The organism is Paenibacillus sp. 01T424 (assembly GCF_056398745.1).
The window spans coordinates 324,741-348,928 of sequence record NZ_JBFTPZ010000001.1; the positions used below are offsets into that span (position 1 = coordinate 324,741).

The following is a 24,188-nucleotide window of genomic DNA, read 5'->3' on the forward strand; positions in this document are numbered from 1 at the left end:
ATTCAACCATTGCTACCTGTTACTTCGTGTCCGATATAATAAATAGATAAATCGAGTGCGATAACCATTAAGACGAAGGTTCATGGTAAAAGGTTCCATACATAGGTCCAGGTTGTGTCATAAACTGTTCCGGTCAACCAAATATAGGAGTATCTGGAATAATAGGCAGGGCTAAACACAAGCATAAATGTCGTCATCGCCGACAACAAGGAAGCCACACCTATGCCGACTAATACGAGGCGAAAGGGATTTACACCTTTTTTCCAAGCAATTAAATAAATCATCATTCGGCAAATGATCATGGCCGAGCAGGACGCAAGAAAAAAGCTTGCTTCGGTTACAAAACAAGGAAAATGGGTAATCATAAGACTGCTGCCAAATAATTGCCGCCTTTATGGAAATAGTGAACATACCTTTACGGAGTTATTTTACGATCGCTTGCAGTTCCAATGTGATGAGCGCATCACGCATCCCATTTACAAAAACAATGCGCTTGAGCACATTATCCCGATTCTAGAGAATGGGACCCTTGGGGCCCCATTGGGCGTGAATATATGATTCGTGAGATGAAACGTTATTTCATCAAAAACGCTACTAATGCATATTGACAAATAATTATTTTTGTGGTATAATATAATATTTTACTATTTACATACATTTTAACTACTGGTACGATGTTACTTGAAATGAGCAACTCACCTGCAGCAAAAACTTCTAAACAGTAGCGGAGGGTTAAAATGAACATTGCAAGCGGAGTTAATATGATGCCGATATCAGCGGTCATGATGGGTCGAATGGAAACAATTTATCCCACTTTAATTTGGGATAACGACACCGTGATCTTAGTGGATACTGGCTATCCGGGGCAGCTGCCATTAATAAAGGAGCAAATGGAGCGTGCTGGACTTGCGTTTGAGCGTCTTAACAAAATCATTATTACCCATCAAGACCTTGACCACATTGGAAGCTTGCCTGCGATTTTGCAGGAATTGCCTCATAAGGCGGAGGTGCTTGCGGACAAAGTAGAGGCTCCTTACATTCAAGGTGAAGCACATTTGCTCAAAGTTACACCAGAATCGATTGAGCAAGCTGTCCAAGCCTTGCCGGCAGAGGTGCCTGAGGAATGGCGAGCCGCATTCAGGAAGACGCTTGAAAATCCGCCTAAAGCGAATGTCGATGTTATCATTACGGATGGGCAACAATTGCCGTATTGCGGAGGAATTATCGTCATTGGCACACCTGGGCATACGCCCGGACATCTTAGCCTTTATCATACTGCTAGCAAAACGTTAATTGCAGCTGATGCTCTAATCGTTGAAAACGACCAGCTGCTAGGACCGACCCCACATTATTGTCTCGATCCGGATACCGCAAAAAAATCCATCAAAAAATTAACGCAATACGACATAAACACAGTCATCTGCTACCATGGCGGGTTATATTCTGATCATGTGAATGAGCGAATTTTAGAGCTCGCTGCCGAATAGCGAATAAGGGAGCTGCCAACGCAATCGACGTTGACAGCTCCCTTTTATATATTCCTACAATCCGCCAGCCAGCGCTTTTTTCAAAAACTGTCCTGTATAGGAAGCAGCAATAGACGCTACTTGCTCTGGCGTTCCTGCTGCGACAAGATTGCCGCCTGCTGCACCTCCCTCGGGCCCTATATCGATGACCCAATCGGATTCCCGGATAATTTCCAAGCTATGCTCAACCAGAATGACCGTATTGCCGGCATCCACTAATTTATTGAGTAGAGCAAGCAGCTGTTCAACGTCCGCTAGATGCAAGCCCGTTGTTGGCTCATCCAGCAAATAAAGGGTATGTTTGTTCGATCTCTTGTTCAGCTCCTTCGCCAGCTTAATTCGCTGACCTTCTCCGCCGGACAACGTTTTTACCGACTGTCCCCATTGCAGATAACCTAACCCTACTTCACACAGCAGCTCGGTCATGCTCGCAATTTTTGCTTTATTTTTAAACACAGCTCGGCTCTCTTCAACCGTCATATTAAGCAAATCCGATATCGAATAACCCTCGTAAGTGACTCTCAATACTTCATCTTTGAATCGTTTTCCTTTGCAAGCCGTGCAGCGAATTTCAAGATTAGGGAGAAAACTCATGTCTACCGATAATACGCCAAGTCCTTGGCAAGTCTCGCAGCGTCCCCCTGGTGTATTGAATGAAAAATGCTTCGAGGTAAGCTGATTGCGCTTCGCTTCTGGCAGCCCTGCATATAAATTTCGCAGCTGTGTAAATACTTCTGTATAAGTCGCAATATTTGAGCGCTGCATACGGCCTAATGGTGACTGATCGACCGTAATTTGATTTCCGATATGCTCAAAGCCCGCAATGCTGTCGCAGCCCGCAATACGTCGTTTCCCCTGCCCTCCCTCCGCAAGCAAATCAAATAACAAGGTAGATTTGCCTGAGCCAGACACTCCCGTCACCGAGATGAGACAGCCAAGCGGAAAAGCAACATCAAACCCTTTCAAATTACGAGCATGTGCATGGACAATCGACAGCTGTTTACCGTCGCCTGACCTTCTTGTCCGTACCGCCGCTGGCAAGCTTTCCTGACGCAAATAGGTACCTGTAACGGAACTCTCACTTGCGATCAGCTCCTCCAAGCTGCCTTCGCCAACGACCGTCCCACCTAAATATCCTGCTCCTGGACCGATATCGATAATATGATCTGCAGCTCTCATGACCTCAATATCATGCTCAATAACGAGTACCGTGTTGCCCAAATCACGCAGCTGCATGAGAACGCGAAGCAAACCTGCTGTATCGCGTGGATGTAGACCTGTTGTTGGCTCATCCAATATATAGAGCACACCAGTAAGTCCAGACCCAAGGAGTGACGCTAATCGCAGACGCTGAGCTTCCCCGCCTGACAGGGAAACGGTCTGTCGGTCCAGAGATAAATAACTAAGGCCAACATCGATGATTCTCTCCAAACGTATCGGCATATCGGTCATGACAGGCGCAAGCAGCGGCCGTCCCTGAGGAGGCACAGCATCCTGAAGCTGCTTGGTCCAAGTAAGCAAATCCTCCAATGACCAAGTGGATACTTCTGATATCGAAGCCCCTGCCACTAAAGCTGACCGGCTTTCTTTTTTTAGACGCATGCCCTTGCAATCCGTACACCCATCTTGCTTAAAATAATCGTTTTCCTTTTCTGCTGCCCCTTGCTCGCTTTCCTTCTCTTTATACCTTCTCCACATTCCAGTTACAATGCCTTCAAACTTGCCTTTTCCGACTGTTTTTGGCGGCGCTGCAAGAGGAAAATGCCTCATGAATGCATCGCTCTCCACGCCGTAATAAAGCAGATCACGCTGGATTTCCGTATAATCCTTTAATGGCAGGTCGAGATCAAATGTAAATCCATAATGGTCTCCTGCACCCTTTAAAATGACAGCATAATATTCGAGTTGTACTTCGTACAGGCAAGTCACACAGCCGCCGCGGAAACTCAGCTCTTGATTGAATACCGCTTCTAAGTCAAGCGTGGCAACATGTCCTAACCCACTGCAGGTTTCGCAGGCTCCCTCCGGCTTATTGAAAGAAAAATGAGCCATTCCGAGCTTCTCATGTTCCTTATTGCAGCCCGGGCATACGATCGTCTGGCGTCCCTCCTCTTCCTCTGCAGCTGCGATATCATTCTCTTCATCGAATACAGGCGGTATAGTTGTACCGCAGCTGCTGCATACACGGCTGCTAAGCCTGGAGTAGACAAAACGCAAATACGTATAAATATCTGTAACCGTACCAACCGTAGAACGCGGATTGCGATTGGTGACGTGCTGACCGATGCTGATGGAAGGAGAAAGTCCAGCTATCGATTCCACCTTCGGCTTGCTTATGGAATCCGATACCATCCCCATTGACTCCATATACTGCCTCTGACATTCCCTTTGCAGCGTGTCCATGGCAAGCGTTGATTTGCCGGAGCCTGAGGGCCCTGTCAACACAACCAATTTGTATTTGGGGATTGAGAGTGAAATGTTTTTCAAGTTATTTTCGCGTGCACCTGTAATGACTATCGTATCGTTCATGCATGTCCTCCTCATTGACAATAAATTTTTGGGGTAAGCAACGCTTCGCCTATTTAGAGCGCTTTTCCAGCATTTATTCCAGCATACTACATTGATGCAAGTGTGAAGGTTACGCAAATAAACACCCTATTTAAACCTGTTTCGTTGACAAAAAGGTTCCCATGGTTGTTTAATGTTTTTAGAAAATGTTCGGAGGTGTTTTTTGTGATTATTCGACCGATTGATATTGCCAGGAGATTAAATATTAGTACTAACGCGTTGAGGCACTACGAGGATTGGGGCATCATTCCACCGGTTGAACGAGGGACAAACGGTTATCGCATATATACAGCAGAACACGTCGCTTACTTTGAGTGCATAAGAGCGATGAATGAAGGTTTTGGAATGACGCTTACCAAAGAAGTGATGATTAAACTGATCCAAGGCGAGATTGATGAGGCGTTATGGCTTGTAAACCGTGCACAGGCAGAGCTTCACCGTGACAAAACGATCGCCGATAAAACGATTCTTGCGCTGGAGACAGATGAGATTCATTTGCTGCATAGAGCAAGGAAAAGAAAAGGGATGACCATTGGGGAAGTATCCGAGGCAACAACCATACCAAGCTCCGCTATTCGTCACTGGGAGAAGATGGGTCTCCTTATTGTTAATCGCAACAAGGAAAATGGCTACCGCATCTTCAGTCCAGCAAACCTGCGTCAAATCTTAATTATTCGCACCTTCAAGGCGGCGGTATGGTCGCTTGAGATCATTCAGCAGGTGCTGAAAGAGGTTAACGATAACCAGGTAGAAAATGCGATAAAAATAGCGCGTGAATCGATGCAATTTCTAAATCGAGTCAATAGAAACCAACTGCTCGGAGCCCATTCTTTGTATAAGCTTCTACTCGCCATCGAACAAAAGCATTAATCATTAGCCCAGATCGCTGAGATAGGAAGCTGCATTTGATCGAAGTAGATCGATTAAATCTTCGTTCATGTATTCGAATTCATCTGGTATATGAAGACAGATTAGCTGCTTGCCCGAAAGCTCATGGCCAAACTTGCTTTGCAGCCTTCGAATATGTTTTTTCTCCATTGCAAAAATATAATCAGCCCAGCCAATATGACCTGCTGTCACCTTAATCCGGGCATTCTCTTCCGTACCAGCGGACCTCACCTCATGGCCGCCAACACCTTGAAAAATCGTTTCCGCAGTCAAGCTTCGCCACTTGTTTCTGCTGCATACAAACAATAGATTTATCGAGAACACACTCCTCATTCATTTTTAATTTTATTATTCAACCAGTTCAAGCAAATTACTCAGTTCATGATATAACTCCAGCTCCGACAATACGCGCTTGCAGCGTCTGAGCATCCGTCTGTCTTCCAAAATTAATTTCTTGTGCTGCGCATCACGAAGGAAAGCAAGCTTTCTCTCCGGGGTTGCCTCTTCAACCATTGCATCGAGCGCCCGCCTATCATCCCAATCAATAGAGAGCGGCCCTTCAGCGATATAATCAACCTGACCCAAAAGCGGTGCAACACCAATCGAATCCAGCGTTTGCATGCAAATCGCTTGCGCCCTTTCCTCACGTACACTTTGCATATACTGTTCCAAGTCAGTAATTTCACGCAGTCCAAAAAGCTCTTTCAGCCTTTGCAGCGCCGCTGAATGCTCATCCGCCAAGCTTTCATTTTTCTGCTCTCGCATCTTTTTAAAGAAATCATCAAATGTCGCAGGGTTATTATACAGTAGACTTCTATCCGTAATAATAAGACGAAGGAAATCCGTAATATTTTTGGAAACAAGCCATATTTCCGAGTCAAAATCCATTGGCGATACGACAGCTATATAAGCTTGCTCCAAATCTTTGACAGCTCCGAAATCCGTTACAAAACAATAATGAATGCCATCACAACCAGAGCTGGCGAAAGGAATAAAATCGGGCGGCGTACATGGATAGCGGAAGTCATATTTTTGCATGATAAGCCCCAGCTCTAGATCCATTGCTCTTCCGAGTTCAGTCTCCAGCTCGTACAGCTGATTAATCGCCTGCGGCACCTCATAGTTGCCATATTGCCGATGAATACGCGGCTTATCCCATTTTTGTTCAGTTTCGATGATAGGCCCAAACGATGTTTTCGATGGCAAATTTGCCCTATCGATGCTGGCATAAGCTTGAATGATATCCGGTACGTATTCACGAGTCAGTTTATGGCCGGACAGAATTTGGTACAGCTGCGTAAGGTCATCTTCTTCCCACGCCGACAAGCTCTCCAACGATATGCCGCCCTTATGACCGGATAAACGCAGAATAATCGCATCAAACTGTGCGCGGTTATCCTCCTTTACGAACGCATATTCTTCCAAAATGAAAGCAATCATTGATTGTTTATCCATGCTCAGCTCCATCTCCCTATCGTAAATCCGATTCAGTATTTTAGGCATTTAATGCTAATTATACCAAATGAATCAGCTGAAAAACTACATATTCATCCTAGTCCAGCTCTCGATATTGGAAATAGCAGCGATTGAAAGCTTGTTCTCGTCCTCTTTTAAACGCAGCTCAAGCTTTGTTTCATAGAGATCGAGCTCAAATAATTGCTCAATATGATAAACTCCTTTTGGCAGATTCGAGCTGTATACAGCCATGGCAACCGCAATTGCCGTTTGTGCTGTAATTTCAGCCTCCTCTGTACCCTGCAGCCCATATTCGATTAACGTCTCTGCTCCTGATTTAACACCGTAACCTGTCATTTTTACCGCGTAACAAGCAGAACCGACTCGAAGCTTACCAAGCAATTGAATCACCAAACTTCTCATCGGTTTTAATCGCAGCAGACGATCGAATCCTAATCCCTTAAAGAGTGCTATCGTGCTGGTGACGATCCGCGAATCAAAGCATAACCTCGTAGATACTGATGGTACGCCTAATGTATGAGGTAGTGTTTCTTGGTCGGAAAAAGGGAAGCGATAGGCTGTTCGGACTTTTAAATCAGCGCCAAAATCTGTTTTAAGCCCTTCCGTAAAGCTGCTGACTCTTCGTGCGCTGCCTGATTCCGTAATATGAAATGACCGTGAGAGACTATCGACTGTCCATTCGATAGCTGCTTTGCCATGCGCGTCTCCAAGACCCAGCATAATGCCGATATCAATCCGTTGCACTTCATCCATCGACTGCACGGCCTTAAGCGCCAGCAGATTCGTCAGGCCTGGCGCCAGCCCGACGCTTAATACAGCGGTACCTTGCTGATCGTTCACGCTTTTATTCAAATGCTCCATCGCTGCAAAAAAAGCACCATTTGCCGATACGTCTACATAGTCCGCGCCAGCGAGCAAACAAGCTTCCGCAAAGGCAGTATCCATCTGATCCAAACACATTACAACAAGCTTTACTCGTTCAAGCTGTTGCTTCTTAAGCGGTTCTTCCACTGAAATGCGAAGCGGCTTTACCTTCCCGCCCCCGCTCTGGCAAAATTGCTCGGCTCGCGCTAGACTTCTGCCTGCCGCATACACGTTGCCTGGATAATGAATCGCAAGCTGATTGCATATTTTCCCGCCCACATGGCCGTAACCGCCTACTACAATGATGTCTGTTTTCATAGCTGTCCCCTTATCCTCTCTTAAATCAACATAGCCGTCTAATATATAAGCAGCAGCAAAGCTGTTCATCGTCTCATCCATTATGTAAAATGAATTAAGAATTATTCTCAATTATAGTGGAGATAAAATAAACGACCATCCCATAAATGTGGGATTCCGAATACAGAAATGAAGGAGACTGCGTATGTCTTTAACCATAGATATGGTCAAGCAGCGATTAAATAAGTTGTCCGTTGCCTCAATAACATCACAAGCTTATCGCGAAGCGGCCTTATCCATCATCAGAGAAGCCGTGCCTTATGCTGGAGCCTGCTGTACTTCTGTTGATCCGATGACTCTGCTCTCAATCGGGGCGACAACAGATGAGGCTGTGGAAGCAATTCATCATCAATTATTTGAATATGAATATTTGCATGAGGATTACAACAGCTATGAGCAGTTAGCCCAGTCAGAACTGGCCGCAGCCTCCTTAAGCAAAGCCACTGAGGGCCACTTGGGGCGAAGCGGTCGTTACCAAGAGGTTCTGCTGCCTGCTGGATTCGGAGACGAGCTGCGTGCTGCTTTGCTTTGCGAGGGTTCATGCTGGGGATATTTGACGTTGTTCCGTAAGTCAGGAGAGCCTTTTTTCCTTGAGTCGGAAATTTTGTTTATGGTCGCTGTCGCTCCGATTTTAGCCAAAACATTAAAAAAATACGCTTTGGAGCTTCCGTCGACCGAGGGCGTTGCAGGCTTAGAGGAGCCTGGCTTCTTGGTGCTGTCCGAGCAGCTTCAATTCAATTCCTCCAATGATGCTGCCCGCCGCTGGCTTTCCGCCTTAAGAGGCTTAGAGCAAATAGAAGGCGATACACTGCCAAGACCAATCAGAGCTGTTTGCTCTCGGACGCTGGCGAAGCCAGCCTCTTCAGCGGATGAAACAAAGTCAGCAAAAGTATGTATTCGGATGCCGAGCGGTCATTATTTATCCTTGCTTGCGAGCAGGCTGGATGGGACAAATGGTTTGACCCAGCTTGCGGTATTTATCGAGCTAGCTAAACCATCCGATATTGTTCCGCTTATATCAGAGGCATACGCCCTTTCTTCTCGCGAGAAGGAGGTTATAGAGCGGATCATCAAAGCATTTTCAACTAAAGAAATTGCTAAGTCTCTTCATATTTCTGCCTATACCGTTCAAGACCATTTAAAGTCGATTTTCACCAAAACCGGCGTAAACAGCCGGCGTGAGCTTTTATGGGAACTGTTTTCCCGTCATAACTAATAACCAGAGGTTGATGTCATCTTCAAGGGGTCTTGCAAACTGGGAACGAGATGCTGGCTAACACTCCCCAGATCACAGCTCTAACGAACTGTATCATTCTTATTGTGAACAAAATGCCATGTTTTGAATTTTAACGAACCCCATTAATGTTATAGCATGCTGTATTGGATGTCCTGAGCTGTTTTTCTCGAAATAAGGACGCTGGAGTTCGCTACATTTTCATTTCAAGACAAATGGTTTAAATAAGAGCTGCTGGGTTCGTTAACTGAAAATAGTGGTGCAATCCAAATGGCAGGTGAACGAAGCCCCAGCAGAGCAGCGCTTTGGGATTCACGCAGTCTAAGCTCGATTAACAAAACAAAGCAGGGGCTGTCCAAAACGCAGATAAATCTACGTTTAAGACAACCCCTGCATTACTTGCCTATTGCACCAGATTACCCTTGTTCGATCACACTTGGGTCCATATACACTAGTTCCCATAGATGATTATTTATATCTTGAAAGCTCCAGTTATACATAAATCCATGGTCGATTGGATCTTTAGCAGGTTTACCGCCAGCTTCCAAAGCCTTATTCACAATCTCATCCACTTGCTCTTTGCTTTCGGCGGATAATGTCAATATGACCTCAGCTGTTTTTGATGGATCTGCAATTTCTTTATCAATAAACGTTTGGAAGTACTGCTCAACCAGCAGCATAGCAAAAATATTAGGTCCGATGATCATACAGGTAGCTTTCTCATCCGTAAATTGGGGGTTGAACTCAAACCCTAATTTAGTAAAAAAATCGACTGTCTTATTCAAATCTTTAATCGGTAAATTCACAAAGATGTTTGCGGACTGAAAAGCCATAACCTATCACCTCTTAATTAGAATGCCCTACATGTAAATCATCACTATCATAATAACCTATATTCTAGCTTTATTACTAGTGAATGATAGTTTGTCGATTGCTTTTTTCATACCAATACTCGCACATTAATAAGCCGTTTCTTGCTTACTTCTCCGTTTTGCCTTCAAAAAACAAAGGACGCTTGCATTCATTAGTTCTCTCCAGCTTGTCAATTTCGACTGCGATTTCCTGAAGCCAAACCTCGTCACCTGTCATGCTCGCCATATAGCCAAAATTATATTGTTCGGCAAGTCTTTGTGCGTACTTGGCATTCAATTTCATGCAGGCGTTTAGCTCTGAGCTTTCTTGCTCCGTTAAGCTCCGTTTCTCCTGCAGCAGCCACAGCTCAGCAAGGCGCCAATGAACATTCATCATATCGATCATTCCCATCGTTCTATTAATGACCTTCACCTCTATTCTTTCCCAGTCGTAGCCAAAATAATCTCCTTGCTATTAAAACTCACAAAAAATTAGTAGATTTGCTATAAAAAAAAGAAGAGCCCGTCCCTAAAGGTCACTCGCGACCTAGAGAAACAGACCCATTATTTCATTAATCTATCATGACAACATTCACTTATTAAAGCATCGTATACCGTGTTTCACGGAATGAAGCTTCACCTGCGCCCACCAGACCAGGCAAGCCTGCAAGGCTGGATACAGCACCTGCAAATACGACTTGATCGTCCAGTCGAATGGTCAAGCAGCCGTTAACGACCGTACTCGAAAGCGTATGCCAGACCGTCCAATCGAAGTCTGCCGCATCTAAAGTAACGCTGGACAAAACAGATGCCTCTCCATCAATACATGACGATACGGTTACGGAACCGGCTGTACGATTCAACACGGCTTCTACCGAGTTGCGCTCATCCGTATAAGCGGCATAGACGCCATATTCGGAACCACGCTTCACGAGAATATCGGTATCAAAACAGTAAGCCTCACCTGAGGCAGCATCACCTAGTTTGTCCAATAACCAAGCTGTACGCAGCCCTTGCTTGCTGCGGCAGTGAAGCTCGCCGCCGCTGACACGGCAGATGCCATCGCCGCTTGTCCGCTCAAGCTGCTCAGCAAATGCAGTGCTGCTCGCATCCGTTAACGCCAAATGGCGTGTAACCTCAAAACCTGCGAAGGAAGCAGCTGTATAACGCGTTTGTAAACCTACGCTGCCGCTTGCAATCGGGAATTGTTTATCTATTACCGTAACCTCATCAAGCTGAATACGATAGTTGTCTCCCGTTTTCTCCACACGCAGCAAATGGTATACGGCGAAGTTAAAGCTCTCTGGCAAAGCATGCTCGATAGCTTCATGCTGAATGCCTTTATAGACGGCATGAGCACGTAGTACTCTTCGTCCTACATCCAATAAGACCGACACGTAATTGCTTTCGTCCTGATATGCGGCATAAATGCCATATAAACCGCCGGTATGATCCTTCGACCATTTCACGCTTGCTTCAAGAACATAGTGGCTGTATGCAGACTTCGTGACCGCCCCGGAGATAACAGCACGGCTTGTCTGAAGCGCTTCGCCATTTGCTCTTGTCCAGCTGCCCGCAGCTGCTTGCCACAACTCGCCTAGACCTTCTTCACTACCGTCAAATAAATCACGGAATGTTGGCTGCGCCGGCGCTGTCTGCGGCGTATAAGTCGGGCCGGCAATATAGAGCCGATCACCGCTCCAAAGCAGAGGATCTGCTCGCATCGTCCGCTGCTCACGGTCCATGTCAAGAACATCGTCAGCATTCCGGCCGTGGTAAAACACCCATGAATCTACGTTGTTTGGAGCTCTCACCACGGAATTGTGGCCTACGCCCTCGACACCATCATTTTTGCGAAGAAACGGCTCATATTGATCATCGGAAGGATATTTGTTCCATTCCAGCTCATGAAGCGGCTGGCCTTTGCTGCCGTCTGCCACCGAATAACCTAAAAAATAATTCGGGCGTACATATGCATTTCCGCTGTACATCATATAATGCTTCGTGCCGCGCTTCAAGTAAAAAGCACCCTCAATCGTATGCCAGTCACGGCCGTCGCCAAACCGATTTTCCTCATAGATTTCCTCATCAATAGTAGGCAATACGACAATTTGCGGTTCACCGGCTGGCGTAACCATATCAAGCATTTTATCGACCAGGATGACTGTGCCCGCACGATCACGATCTACGCCTGAATATTCATTATTGGAGTAAAACATATAATAATCGCCTTGCTCGTCCTTCACGACATGCGCATCCAATGAAAACGTGTCATAAAACGTTCGCACGTATTCGAATGGCCCTTCCGGTGTATCTGAAACGGCAACCATTAATCGCTCTTCATGCACATCATCTTCCGTTATCGGCATTGATGATACGTATAAGTAAAAGCGGCCATTCTCATATACAGCGGCTGGCGCCCAATATTCCTTATGCCCTTCCAGCTGAAATCCATAGCCTAAGTGCTCCCAGCTTACAAGATCACTGGATCGCAGCACAACTACGCCAGCTTTCGCGGTTGCATAGGTATAATAACGACCGTTAAATTTCAAAAGGTAAGGATCGGGATGCACGAGCGTCAGCGGCTCCTGCTGCCCTGCGCCCGCTCCGATCTTCAGCGGATTCAAATACGATGCGCCGCCATGATGCGGCAGTCCGATAGATGGTATGTTTTTAGCCATAATAATAGTCCTCCTCCAGCTTATCTACTAGCTCATTAATTAGCTTTTTACTGCGCCTGCCGTTAAGCCTGATTTCATTGCATTCTGACCGAACATATAAACAATAATTGAAGGAATAGTCATCAAAATAAGCGCTGCATAAAGCTGTGCGACCATTTCTGGCGTCTGATTTGTTGTACCCGTAAAAAATTGCGTAGCCAGCGTAACGGTATACATCTCTTCATCACGAATAAGGAGCAGCGGAATGATATAGTCATTCCATGAGTAGATAAACGTAAGCACTGCAATATTAATAATAGCAGGAATGCCAAGCGGGATCATGATCGTTCTGTACATTCGGAAGGATGTACAGCCATCAATCATGCCCGCTTCCAGAATCGCATTCGGAATGGAATCGAAATAGTTTTTGAGAATAAGAAGCATGAACGGTGCGTTGAATGCGACCAATGGCAAAATGACGCCAGAATAGCTATTCATAATGCCAAGTGTTTTTGCTGTAAAAAAGAGCGGTGACATGACCGCTGTCGCAGGAATAGCCAAGCAGGCAACCAGCGAATAAAATAGGACGTTTTTCATCTTGAATTGCATTTTCGAGAATGCATAAGCAGCCAGTGTAGCTAGCAAACCTACTGCGAGAGTTGTACATACCGCGATAAAAAAGCTATTGAAAACGACTAGGAAATAATTGACCTTTGGGTGATTGATAACGGCAAGATAATTGCCAAACCCATTGATGCCGAGCGATTTAATGACGGATTGTACAAGCGGATACAACCAAACGACCGCAACTATCGCTAAAACGGCTTGAATGATCCATTTATCTAATTTGCGTAAATTAATAAACATTTGAGCTCACCCCTTACGGTTATAAATCACGTTGTTGACGGTTCGTATACTGAATTTGCAGCACGGCAAGTATGAGAGCGATGATGAGAATGGTCACTCCTGCAGCAGCGGACATCCCGCCATTAAACTCCTCAATCGCCTTCTTATACACATAGGTAGTCAGAAACTCTGTCGAGCGCCCCGGCCCGCCGCCAGTAAGCAGCGATACGATGTCGAACGTTTTGAGCGAGCCGACAATACCAAGAATGACGAGTGTAGACGTTGTGCCGCCAACGAGCGGAACCGTAATTTTGAACAGCGTCCTCCAAAAGCCGGAGCCGTCAATTTTAGCTGATTCATAGATTTCATCTGGAATGGCTAGAAGCGCTGAATAATAAAGCGTCATACTAAAGCCCATCCATTCAAAAATATTGACGATAATGATCGACATGAGCGCATATTTGGGATCGCCAAGCCAGGATACAGCTAGAAAATCTAGCCCCAAAGCGCGCAATCCTTCATTTAGACTGCCGAAGTTTGTATCCATAATGATACGGAATATAGCTGCAATAATGATCGGTGCCATAATGGTCGGTATGAAATAGACCGATCTGAAGATGGAATGGCCCCGCAGCTTCGCGCGAAGCAGTATCGCCAGCATTAACCCAAGCGCCGCTTGAATGCCCACTGTAAAAATAAAGAACACGAGATTATTTCGCAGTGCGATATGGTAAGACTTATCGTCAAACAGCTTGATATAGTTATCAAAGCCGATATATTTCATCTCCGAGTCAATGCCGTTCCAAGAATGAAAGCTCGTATAAACCGTAAATCCTATGCAATAGTACAAAAATAAACCCGATACGATAAGAATTGGTAAAATATATAAATAAGCTCTCCATCCGGAAAGAACAGAACGATTGCCGTTCATGGTGTATCACCCCTTCATTTACCTATCAAATATCCGATTTTGAGTATAAGAAAGAGCATGAATACCAACACGCATATCCATGCTCTTTATCTGCTCTAAATCTTATTGCTTGCTAAAAATTCGAATTTACTTGCGGTCAATACCATCGGAAACCTTCTGAATATCTTTAAGCGAGGTTTCAATGCTTTTACCTGCTGCAACATCCTGCATCGCTACACCAATCGCATTCGTAAGCTCAGGGTAATCAAGCAGACGTTTGCCTACTGCATTTTCGATTGCATCGTTTACCGTTTTGATCGCTTCACGCTCGGATTCGAATTTAAATTGATCAAGCGATTGAATTTCAACGCCAATCTTAGCTGGTGATCCTTGAATGAAATCAGCCATAATTTGTTGGCCTTCGCCTTGTGTCATAAACTCAAGCAGCTTCCAAGCCGCTTCCTTGTTTTTGGAGTTCTTGTTGATTGAAAGTGCTGTATCTACGCTGGCAACCGCTTTGGATTCGTTTGGTCCGATTTGCGGAAGCAAGAAAATGCCCGTTTCATCGTTTTCAATCGCTGTTCCGTCTTTCTCTCCGCCTGGTAGGCTGAAGCCTGCATGCCAAGAACCAGTCAAGAACATCGCAGCTTTACCAGAATAGAAGTATTGGTCACGAGCATCTGGGTAAGTAGACAAGCCCAAAGCTCCGTCTTGCATCACTTTATCTGTGAATAGCTTGCTCCATGCTGTCATCGTGTCGACGAAAGCTTGATCGGTCCAAGCTACTTTGCCTTGCTCTGCTTCATAGATTTTGCCTGGCGCGAATTGATTGCTAAGCGCTACGAACATATCAACGTCATGCCAAATGTCCTTCGCTCCGAAAGCTACAGGCACGATGCCGTTGCCTTTCTCACGAATAGTCGCATTTACAGACAACCACTCTTCATACGTTGCCGGCACTTTTGTAATGCCCAATTTATCAAAAATCGTTTTGTTATAAAGAACAAATTCTTGGCCAGTCAAGTTAAGCGGCAGTGCAACCATTGTGCCGTCTTTTGCTCTTACTTGATCGATAGAAGCTTTAACGAACTTGTCCTGCCAGCCAGTACCCCAGTTCGTATCCGCAAGCGCTTCGATAGGCTCTAGCGTGTTGGCATATTGGTTCAGCATGCCTCCAACTTGCATACCAAGAAGATCCGGACCTTCGTTGGCAGCCATCGCTACTTGAAGCTTCTTCTGAAAGTCTGTTTGCTCGCCGCGCCAGTAATCTACTTTAATGTTCGGGTTAGCTGCTTCAAATGCCGCAATCGCTTTCTCCGCTTGTACATCCGTAGGAACCCAAGACCAGAAAGTAACCGTTTGCTGTTCCGTAGAAGTTGATCCACTATTCTTGCCGTTATTTGTGTCTGTGTTTTTGCTGCCGCAAGCAGCAGCCGTCAATGTTAAACAAATGGATAATGCCAATACAAGCGCAAATCTAAAAGATAATTTTTTCATTGTTCCATCTCCCCTTAGATGTATGTTTGTCATCTTGCCTCTTCATCATAGAAAAGAAGAGCCCACACGTGGACTCCATTATTTTTACATTTACTCTATCTTTTTTACTTTTCACTCAAATAATCTTATTTTTGTTGTTTTTCATATTCGATTGGCGTGTTTCCAGTAATTTTTTTGAATACCGTAAAGAAATAATTGTAATTGTTAAAACCAACCTGCTTCACAACATCCTTTAAATCAACATCGCCTGACCTGATCAGCAGCTTAGCTTGYTCCACTCGCACATGGTTSACATAATCRGYGAAGCCYTGWCCGCAYTCCTCCTTGAACATCCGGCTCAAATAAGAGGAATTGACTCCAATGATATCTGCGGCCTCCTGCAAAGTGATTGGCTCTGAGAATTTTTTCCGAACCCACTCCATCGTGCGGCGGGTATTTTCAGAATAAAGATTGTCATGCACATACGGACGAAGCGCCTCGACAAGCTTCTTATACACCCCAACAATCCATTCCTTCAGATCGGAGAGCGTATCAAATTTACCAATCGCCAGATAAGGATTCTGATCGCCCTCGAACAAATCCTGATCTGCAATGCCAGCTTCCTTCGCCTTGCGATTAACAAGATGAATGAGTTCTACTGCAACCATTTGAGCCGTTTTATGCGGTGCACGCGCTTCATTCATTCTAGTAAACAGCTCTTCAATTTTAGTGACCAGATCCTTTTCATTGGATGCTGCGAGAAGCGACAGCAATGTTCGCTCCAGCTTCACATCAACGGAGAAGCTTGTTCCAGAGTCAGCCCCTGCCTTTCGCTGTATCCCCGGCCAGATGACGACATCGCCGCCTTCATAAAACCTCTCCTGCAGCGCTTTATCCGCCTCATTGAAGTATTCATGCAGCACATTCACCTTGCTGCACATTTCACTTACGCTGAAGCTTAACATCTGGTTAAGCTGCCGTTTGGCGCTCAATCTGATTCGGGAGAGCGCTTCCGATATAATCGTGTGCCAAATAAATTTGCTGTTCGTATCAAATGAAAATAAAATGGCAAACTTCCCATTTTCGATCGGCGTCATATAAGCGTTTCCTGTATCTGCAAGGATATTGTCGGTAATATCCATAAAAGTGCCCATAATATAGTCAAGCTCTTTGGCGTTATATTTATCATGAAGCATGCCGCGGCTATCCCACTCCGCAACGACGACGGTGAGCATCCGTAGGTTCAGAGCTAAATCAAGCTTGTCCATCTGCACGAGAAGCTCTTCTTCGCTATTGTATGTGTACTGAACAAGACTTCGAATGACCCCCCTGATCAGCGTTGTTTGATTCTGCTGAATTTGTCGCTGCAAATCCAGCGTCTTCGCCTGCTCCTCCTGCTCTATCGCAAACCGCTCCCGTGCGCTTGCAAGGGCAGCAGCCAGTGTTTCTGCATCCAGCTCATGCTTCAAAATATAGTCGACAGCGCCCTTTTTCATACTGTTCTTCACATAATGAACATCGCTGTAGCTGCTGATCGCTATCACTTGAATATGCGGATAATGCTCCTCCATATAACTGATCAGCTCTAAACCATCCATTCCCGGCATACTCATGTCCGTAATGACGATTTCAGGCTTGCGTTCATCCAGAAGCTTGATCGCTGCATAGCCGCCGCTGGCTTCTCCGCATAAATGAAAGCTGCCCGCTTCCCAGTTCATGATGTTTTTCAGCTTGCTCAACATAGGCAGATCGTCATCGACCAGCAAAACATTAATCATGCTTGTTGTCTCCCTTCACTTCAATCGGAATACGCACAGTTACCGTCGTGAATAAACCGGGCACGCTCTCGATTTGCAGGCCATAGCCTATTCCATAATGGAGCTTCATTCTCTGCTGTACATTTACAAGCCCAATACCGCTAAATCTAGACCGATTTTTTTCAGTGACTTTATTAAAAATAGTTTCCAATCGCTCTTGCTCGATGCCTACACCATTGTCTGACACCTGTATTACGATATGTCCATCATCCTCATATCCTTTAACCGTGAGCTGTCCTCTTCCCTTAAGCGGCTCTAAGCCATGAATGAGGGCATTCTCAACGATAGGCTGCAGCAAAAACTTCAACATACGCACCTGCAAAATCTCTTCCTCGATGTCGAATACAACGACAAACTTATCGTAATAACGAAACTGCTGAATATTCAAATAATGCTCCAAATATTGCTGTTCCTCTTGAACGGTAACATACTCTCCGCCTTTTCCCATGCTGCTATGCAGGAGTGTAACGAGAGAAGTAACAAGCTGCTTAATATTGTCGGCTTTCTGTACATCTGCCAGCCATTTGATTTGATTTAGTGTATTGAATAAAAAATGAGGATTGATCTGCGCCTGAAGCGCTTTAAACTCAAGAATCCGTTTCTGCTCCTCCGTTTGCTTCACATCATCAAGCAGCAGCCGCAAGTTGGTAACCATCGCGTTAAAGCCATGGCTCAGCTCCTCCACCTCATCTCCTGATGATATGGCAATAGGATCAGATAAATTGCCCTCGCTGACCTTCTTCATGGCCTGCCTTAAACGGCCGATATTAATCGTAATTTGATTGGACAAAATCGTAGCAACAAAAAGGGCAACAATGAGGGTCACCATAGGAATAATCATAATCGTATTGGCTGCTTTTCTGCTCTCTGCGAGCAGCTCACCCTGTGGAATTAGCCCCACTGTCGTCCAATTTGTAAAATCGGAAGTATGATAAATAACAAGATGCTTCTCTCCGTTTATGTTCATGCTTAGCTTGCCCGAGCTGCCCTTCAACTCAGGGAGTACATCTGCATAAGCTGTATCTGAAATCGGCTGATTAATATCCTTGTTGCGCGGCGAGTAGACAAAATTCCCTTTTTCATCAATCAGAAACAACTGACTTTTATTAGGCAGAGGGGTATTGAAAATACGCTCAACAACCTCATAACTGAAATCAACCATGACGTAACCTGCCGCCTCCGAGCCGTCCATGATTGCCCTCGCAATAGAAACGACGTTTTGGTTCACATAGGAAGACACATAATTAAGTTTTTTATTGGAATGAGTCGTAATAAATATTTTGTTCCCTCTTTGCTCGAGCAGCTGCTCGAACCAGCTCGACTCCATAAATTCATTGGTTGGAACCGTGGCCCCCTGCGAGTAGCTGCGGCCTCCCAAACTCGCTACTTGTATGCTCGATATGTAATATTTGTAGCCATATAAACTAGAAATGAAGTTATCAAGCTTACGATCCTTCTCGAGTCGATTAATTAAACTTTCAGAAGGATCAGGCAAAAGCACATCAATCACGTTGGGCCGGTTAAGAGAAATAATCGTACTAATATAATCGATGTCCTTGAGAGTAAGCTCGAAGCTTTTATTTGCATCCAAAATGGTACGGGACATAAAGCTCTCAGCCGAATCGCGCTGGCTATCATAATATTTGTTGTACCACAACACGCTAACTATCGTCAGCGAAACAATGATTACTACAGAGAAGCTTGTGAATATCTTGGTGCGAATGCCGATTCTCATTCCAAATCTCCAATTCTATACATTTAGGCTTTTGGACTATATGATACTCCTCAACCTCGGACAGGACAAGCATGCTTTAAAAAAAGGAAAAGCTGATCGCATCGTTGCGACCAGCTTTTCTTGGCTTTCTATTCGAACAAGCTGACTGCCTTGCCCCGCACTTCTTCGAGCATCTTCTTTCGGGCTGCATCATCAATTTGCGGCACGCTGCCAAAAAATATATGGCCAACTGACTTGATGCCGCAAAATTCATAAATACCCGTATCCGAAGTTTTTTTCAGCCCATCGTACATGCCAGTCTGGCTGTAAATCTCCGAAGGCGTTCCATGTGTATTAATAATAAGCCCCTTCTTGCCCGCAAGCAGCTTGCTGATCGTTCCATCCTCACCATACGCATAAGCGAAACCATACGAGAATACTCGATCAATGTAACCTTTAATAAGTGCGGGCAGCCCCGTCCACCAAATAGGATATACCATCGTAAAAGCATCCGCCCATTTCACATGCTCTTGCTCCGTTTTAATATCCAAAGGTGTGTTGCCTTCGCGCAGCGCCTCAAAATCGCTGGCTTTGAGCACAGGGTCAAATCGCATCGCGTACAAATCTCGGACGACGACCTCATGGCCTTGCTCCTTTAATGATTCAATAAAAGCATCCACAATGGCGTTATTAAAGCTGTCTGGATTAGGATGACAATAGACGATTAAGTGCTTCATAAAAAGGCTGCACCTCCGTAAGTATATAGACATCAGTCCGCATTAGTGTTGCCTAATCATCTTGCAATATGTAATGCCTGAATGCTCTCTTTTCAAACGAAAGCTTGCTTTGGTTTGTTTGCCCGCTTCTAGGCATTCGCACAGTCCAATCGCAAGGGATTGGCATAGGTATAGACAGAAACCATGTATTTTAGGCTTGGAGGAAAAGTTATGCACTCGTATTTCCATACACATAGGTACCAGCCAGATCGGTTAGCAACAGACGAATATTTGCTCGACATGAAACAAGGAGATGTAACTGGTGACGGTATACCTGATCAGATTTATTTAATTGGTCATAAACCGGATGGACCATCCGGTATATTCGCAGATCATATTACGCTAGTCATTCAAGATGGTTATTCACAGCAGCGAACAGTCGTTCCTTTACAAAATAATGCCGGTTATAACGCTGTCCTGCTGCTTGGCGACTTTGATAAAAATCAAATACCAGACATTTTGATCAGTATCGATTCCGGAGGAAGCGGCGGTTACGGCATTTTCTACATTTACTCCTTCGCTCACCATGCGCTTCACAAGCTGTTTGATTCAGACAGCTACAATCAACAATACAAGTTTCGCGTCCAGTATGAAGATATGTACAAAGTATCGGTATCAAGTGCTCAGCTTGATTTGCTGTTTATAATTGATATAAGCAGCAAAGGGGCCGCTTATTTAGCCACTTATTACAACGAAAACGGAACGCTGAAGCAGCCTCTGCAAGGTGAAGTGCTGGCTATCGCAGCATTAAACCCAATTATTACAGCCGAAAACCGTGCATCCTTTGATCTGCAGGCTCTTCAGCGCATCATTGGACCAACAAACGCTGATACGCTCGGTTATGTAGAGAATCTGCTGACATGGAATGGAAACAGATTTGATTCCTCTAGATTAAACGTCGCTATAATCGGTACTCCGCTCCAATCACATTTTTAACTTTTTTCAGATTGAATCGCTGACAATGATCGTTCGCCCAATCGTTGCTAGGTATTTCTGCATAACATGCATTAGCCCAATTGATAAGGAGTGATTTTGCATGGCATTTATGCCTCCAATAGGCCCTCAGGGGCCAATGGGACCGATGGGGCCTTTCGGACCATTTGGACCGCAAGGTCCGCAAGGTCCACAAGGTCCACAAGGACCTATGGGACCAGGACAACAAGGTCAACCAGGTATGTCGGGTCCGACCGCTCCGCCTCCACAATTCACGCCGCCGCAGCCAGCTGTTTCGTCATTTGCAATTGATCCAGGCGCTATTTCCGGCTGTTTGTTCCGCAACACTTACGTATGGATGGAGAATGGTCATGGTTTCTGGTTTTTCCCTGTATTTGTCGGACGTACATCTGTCTCCGGTTTCCGTTGGTTCGGAAGATCATGGGGTTACACCGGTATAGATTTACGGAGAATCAGCTCTTTCACTTGCTTCTAAATGTTCATATGAACATAAAAAAACGACTTCTCCTCATTTTCTGAGGAAAAAGCCGTTTTTTTAATTTTATTATGCGTTAGCCCCGCGAAGCATGCTCTTCATGTAGCTGCTGCATGCGGTTATGAAGTACAACGTCTGCATCACGATATAAATGCCGATAACGACGAAAGAGTAAATCCAATTGGATGACTCCATCAGGTTATCGAGTGCTTTCATTGCGAACAAGGCATGACAAATGCCAACGATAACGGGAACGAAAAAGACAATGCCAACCTGTGTGACGACGATTTTCCGAATCTCGCCCTTGGTCATCCCGATGCGAACTAAAGCCTTAAACTGTGCTTGATCATCCTGCAGCTCGGTGAACAGCTTGAAATAAATCATGCTTCCCGAAGCAATAAAGAATAACAAACTAATGAACATTCCGATAAATAAAGTCAAAGAAACCGTTTGATTCATTTCTTGCAGCGTTTTTACACGGCTAAAATCGGTTTGGGATTGAAATTGTTCTGGCACAAGCTTGCTAAGCTTCTCAACCGTAGCTGCTGTTTTCTCCCAATTGCTTAATTCATAGCCATACATCACATAAAGCTCATCTTCAGGCACACTCGTTAGCAGCTGCATGTAGGAAAAATCATCCATTACGAAAGTAAAATAGTTGCTATCGAGATAATTCATTACATGCGCTTGTACCGAGCCGCTTATATCGAATGCCGTTTCCTTACCGTTAATGCTGCCTTTTACAGTACCTGCTTGTTCTCTTCCTTTTGATAAATAGGACTTTATAAGCGTTAGCTTGCCATTCTCAGGCTGAATGCTCGGCTGACCCGTCAATGCTGCTAGCTTGTTGTAGTCGGTAGCTGAAATAACCAAAGCAGCATAATCATAATCATGCGCCTTTTCGTCTCCCCATTTAACCGAAAAGCGATTCAACAGTACGCCAGCTGCCTTTGCTTCACGCACAATTTTGTAGCCGTCCTCTTTGACTACTTGTCTAAGCTTACCTGGGTCAATAACCTCATGTGTATTCAAGCCTTTTTCACTATAAGCTAGTGAGAAAGGAGAGTATTCTATCATATTTTTTTTGGCACCGATGTTCATCACATATACCGTCCCAAGGGCAGTCATAACGATCGCGCTAAGAATTGATACAATAAATAAAATACGCGCATTATCCTTTATCTTATAGCCGAGCTGTGCAAACACGATCATATTGGTCCGTTTATAATATATCGATGATCTTTTTTGAATATAGCGGAGCAGCAAAATGCTCAGCTGAGTAAAGAGAAAGTACGTCCCGATAACGACAGTAATTAGTATTGGCAAGGCTAGGAGCATGAAATTTCCATCGTTCATAACCAAAGCCATGCCATATGCAGCCGATAAGCAAACGACAGACACAGCAACCAGCCAAGGCGAGAATACGAGCTGTCCTTTTGGCTTGCGAGCCGCTTTCAGCAAATCAATAATTTCAGTTCGTCCAATGCGAAGCGCTGTCCAAATGGAGATCAGCATGAACAGAACAAAAAAACCGCCTGCCGTTAAGCCAATGGCTTTGATTGGAGCCGCAAAAGATATCGCTTCCTGCAAATTAAGAAGCACCGTTAGAGCCATAAAAAACACCTTGCTGAACAGCATGCCAAGACCGATGCCTACAGCGATGGCCAGCGCAGCGATGGCTGCATTTTCATAAATAACAAGCTTTCGAAGCTGAACTTTTGTCATCCCGAATAAGGAGAACAAACCAAATTCCTGCTGCCTCGTTTTGAGAAATGCTGAATTAGAATAGAGCACAAACAAAAACGAGAATATGACGATAATATATTCACAAAACACCATGCCTGTACGAATTTTTGATGCTGCCATAATGTGGCCGCTCGTTACTTCTGGATGGTATAGAAACGCTGCATAAATATAAAAGATCATAACGGAAAAGACGCTGCTCAGGAAAAATGCGCTGTACGACCGCCAGTTGCCCCGAATGTTACTAAGCGCGAGCGAACGGAACGTCATCGAAATTACCTCCCAGCACGCTGAGCGCATCTAGTATTTGTTGGAAAAACGCTTGCCTGTTTGAGCCGCGGCGAATTTCCGAGAAAAACTTGCCGTCCTTGATGAATACGATGCGCTGGCAGTAGCTCGCAGAGAATGGATCATGCGTTACCATCAATACGGTCGCCTTAAAACGCTCATTCATGTCCTTCAGGGAATCCATAACATCCTTCGCTGATTTGGAATCGAGATTGCCCGTCAACTCATCTGCAAGCACGAGCGAAGGCTGATGAATAATAGCACGGGCGATTGCTGCGCGCTGCTTCTGGCCGCCAGACACCTCATACGTCCGCTTATTCAAGATTTGTTTGATTTGCAGCAATTCAGCGAGCGAATCCAGTTTTTGTTCAATTAGCTTCGGTGCCATGCCCTCCATTACGAGCGGCAAAATGATGTTTTCCTTGATTGATAATGTATCTAGCAAGTTAAAATCCTGAAAGACGAAACCGAGCTCGCGGCGGCGAAATAAGGCAAGCTTCTTGTCCGTTAGCTTGCTCGGATTTATGCCGTTGATTTCAATTTGACCAGAGGTTGGTCGATCGATCGTGGACAATAAATTCAGCAGAGTTGTTTTTCCGCTGCCAGAGGGCCCCATTACCCCTACGAATTCTCCCGCTTCCACTTGAAGCTCTATATCCTCAAGCGCTTTGTAAGCGACATTGCCTTTACTGCTGTATATTTTGCCAAGCCCTTCTGCTTTTAGTACGCTCATTGCTTTGTTCCTCCCCAGATCTATCTGTAATG

Annotated in this window: 21 protein-coding genes; 5 read left to right on the plus strand and 16 right to left on the minus strand. The window is 45.0% G+C overall.

What is annotated here, in order from left to right; genetic code table 11:
• Window positions 1-80 precede the first annotated feature (80 nt).
• Entirely contained in the window at window positions 81-365 is a 285-nt protein-coding gene (locus AC1DPK_RS01270; protein WP_477509014.1) for an iron chelate uptake ABC transporter family permease subunit, read from the minus strand.
• Window positions 366-737: 372 nt separating this feature from the next.
• Between AC1DPK_RS01270 and AC1DPK_RS01275 the strand changes: the two genes are divergently transcribed.
• Complete coding sequence (locus AC1DPK_RS01275) at window positions 738-1,487, plus strand: MBL fold metallo-hydrolase (protein ID WP_477509015.1); 750 nt, start codon at window positions 738-740, stop codon at window positions 1,485-1,487.
• Window positions 1,488-1,541: 54 nt separating this feature from the next.
• On the opposite strand, the gene uvrA is transcribed toward AC1DPK_RS01275, so the two are convergent.
• Complete coding sequence (gene uvrA, locus AC1DPK_RS01280; RefSeq protein ID WP_477509016.1) at window positions 1,542-4,055, minus strand: excinuclease ABC subunit UvrA; 2,514 nt, start codon at window positions 4,053-4,055, stop codon at window positions 1,542-1,544.
• A gap of 204 nt (window positions 4,056-4,259) precedes the next feature.
• Here uvrA and AC1DPK_RS01285 point away from each other — a divergent pair, with 204 nt between their 5' ends.
• The gene (locus AC1DPK_RS01285; protein ID WP_477509017.1) at window positions 4,260-4,964 is read left to right on the plus strand and encodes a MerR family transcriptional regulator; all 705 of its coding nucleotides are present in this window, start codon (window positions 4,260-4,262) and stop codon (window positions 4,962-4,964) included.
• Window positions 4,965-4,967: 3 nt separating this feature from the next.
• Here the strand turns inward: AC1DPK_RS01285 and AC1DPK_RS01290 are convergent, their stop codons facing one another.
• The 3 genes from AC1DPK_RS01290 to AC1DPK_RS01300 form a co-directional block, all read right to left on the minus strand.
• Window positions 4,968-5,297 (minus strand): low molecular weight protein tyrosine phosphatase family protein, encoded by a 330-nt coding sequence (locus tag AC1DPK_RS01290; RefSeq protein WP_477509123.1) that lies wholly within the window; start codon window positions 5,295-5,297, stop codon window positions 4,968-4,970.
• Window positions 5,298-5,330: 33 nt separating this feature from the next.
• A complete protein-coding gene (locus tag AC1DPK_RS01295) occupies window positions 5,331-6,437 on the minus strand; it encodes a hypothetical protein (protein WP_477509018.1) in 1,107 nt (368 codons plus the stop codon).
• Between the two features lie 84 nt (window positions 6,438-6,521).
• Window positions 6,522-7,709 (minus strand): saccharopine dehydrogenase family protein, encoded by a 1,188-nt coding sequence (locus AC1DPK_RS01300; RefSeq protein ID WP_477509019.1) that lies wholly within the window; start codon window positions 7,707-7,709, stop codon window positions 6,522-6,524.
• Window positions 7,710-7,824: 115 nt separating this feature from the next.
• Here AC1DPK_RS01300 and AC1DPK_RS01305 point away from each other — a divergent pair, with 115 nt between their 5' ends.
• The gene (locus AC1DPK_RS01305) at window positions 7,825-8,895 is read left to right on the plus strand and encodes a response regulator transcription factor (RefSeq protein ID WP_477509020.1); all 1,071 of its coding nucleotides are present in this window, start codon (window positions 7,825-7,827) and stop codon (window positions 8,893-8,895) included.
• Window positions 8,896-9,329: 434 nt separating this feature from the next.
• Here AC1DPK_RS01305 and AC1DPK_RS01310 read toward each other — a convergent pair whose 3' ends face one another.
• The 9 genes from AC1DPK_RS01310 to AC1DPK_RS01350 all read right to left on the minus strand — a co-directional run bounded on the left by AC1DPK_RS01310 (window position 9,330) and on the right by AC1DPK_RS01350 (window position 19,924).
• The gene (locus tag AC1DPK_RS01310) at window positions 9,330-9,746 is read right to left on the minus strand and encodes a VOC family protein (protein WP_076267544.1); all 417 of its coding nucleotides are present in this window, start codon (window positions 9,744-9,746) and stop codon (window positions 9,330-9,332) included.
• Window positions 9,747-9,891: 145 nt separating this feature from the next.
• Window positions 9,892-10,197 carry a DUF7667 family protein gene (locus AC1DPK_RS01315; protein WP_477509021.1) on the minus strand — a complete coding sequence of 102 codons (306 nt, stop codon included), beginning with the start codon at window positions 10,195-10,197 and terminating at the stop codon, window positions 9,892-9,894.
• A 166-nt stretch (window positions 10,198-10,363) separates the two neighbouring features.
• Window positions 10,364-12,445, minus strand: coding sequence for a glycoside hydrolase family 43 protein (locus tag AC1DPK_RS01320; protein WP_477509022.1), 2,082 nt, complete (start codon window positions 12,443-12,445; stop codon window positions 10,364-10,366).
• A gap of 39 nt (window positions 12,446-12,484) precedes the next feature.
• On the minus strand, window positions 12,485-13,291 hold the full coding sequence (locus AC1DPK_RS01325) for a carbohydrate ABC transporter permease (RefSeq protein ID WP_339204443.1): 807 nt from the start codon (window positions 13,289-13,291) through the stop codon (window positions 12,485-12,487).
• 19 nt (window positions 13,292-13,310) lie between these two features.
• Window positions 13,311-14,201, minus strand: a complete 891-nt coding sequence (locus tag AC1DPK_RS01330; RefSeq protein WP_339204444.1) for a carbohydrate ABC transporter permease — start codon at window positions 14,199-14,201, stop codon at window positions 13,311-13,313.
• Window positions 14,202-14,327: 126 nt separating this feature from the next.
• Window positions 14,328-15,677: an ABC transporter substrate-binding protein gene (locus AC1DPK_RS01335; RefSeq protein WP_430060025.1), complete on the minus strand. Its 1,350-nt coding sequence runs from the start codon at window positions 15,675-15,677 to the stop codon at window positions 14,328-14,330.
• A 125-nt stretch (window positions 15,678-15,802) separates the two neighbouring features.
• A complete protein-coding gene (locus AC1DPK_RS01340) occupies window positions 15,803-17,434 on the minus strand; it encodes a response regulator transcription factor (protein WP_477509023.1) in 1,632 nt (543 codons plus the stop codon).
• Window positions 17,427-19,208, minus strand: coding sequence for a sensor histidine kinase (locus AC1DPK_RS01345; RefSeq protein ID WP_477509024.1), 1,782 nt, complete (start codon window positions 19,206-19,208; stop codon window positions 17,427-17,429). The genes AC1DPK_RS01340 and AC1DPK_RS01345 overlap by 8 nt, the downstream gene beginning before the upstream one ends.
• Window positions 19,209-19,336: 128 nt before the next feature.
• Entirely contained in the window at window positions 19,337-19,924 is a 588-nt protein-coding gene (locus AC1DPK_RS01350) for an NAD(P)H-dependent oxidoreductase (protein WP_477509025.1), read from the minus strand.
• Between the two features lie 210 nt (window positions 19,925-20,134).
• On the opposite strand from AC1DPK_RS01350, the gene AC1DPK_RS01355 reads away from it, so the two are divergent.
• Together AC1DPK_RS01355 and AC1DPK_RS01360 are read left to right on the plus strand one after the other, a co-directional pair.
• Window positions 20,135-20,899: a VCBS repeat-containing protein gene (locus AC1DPK_RS01355; RefSeq protein WP_477509026.1), complete on the plus strand. Its 765-nt coding sequence runs from the start codon at window positions 20,135-20,137 to the stop codon at window positions 20,897-20,899.
• A 100-nt stretch (window positions 20,900-20,999) separates the two neighbouring features.
• Window positions 21,000-21,392, plus strand: coding sequence for a hypothetical protein (locus tag AC1DPK_RS01360; RefSeq protein ID WP_477509027.1), 393 nt, complete (start codon window positions 21,000-21,002; stop codon window positions 21,390-21,392).
• 69 nt (window positions 21,393-21,461) lie between these two features.
• Here AC1DPK_RS01360 and AC1DPK_RS01365 read toward each other — a convergent pair whose 3' ends face one another.
• On the minus strand, window positions 21,462-23,405 hold the full coding sequence (locus AC1DPK_RS01365) for an ABC transporter permease (RefSeq protein WP_477509028.1): 1,944 nt from the start codon (window positions 23,403-23,405) through the stop codon (window positions 21,462-21,464).
• Window positions 23,380-24,156 (minus strand): ABC transporter ATP-binding protein, encoded by a 777-nt coding sequence (locus AC1DPK_RS01370; protein ID WP_477509029.1) that lies wholly within the window; start codon window positions 24,154-24,156, stop codon window positions 23,380-23,382. Before AC1DPK_RS01370 ends, AC1DPK_RS01365 begins: the two co-directional genes overlap by 26 nt.
• Window positions 24,157-24,188: the final 32 nt, after the last annotated feature.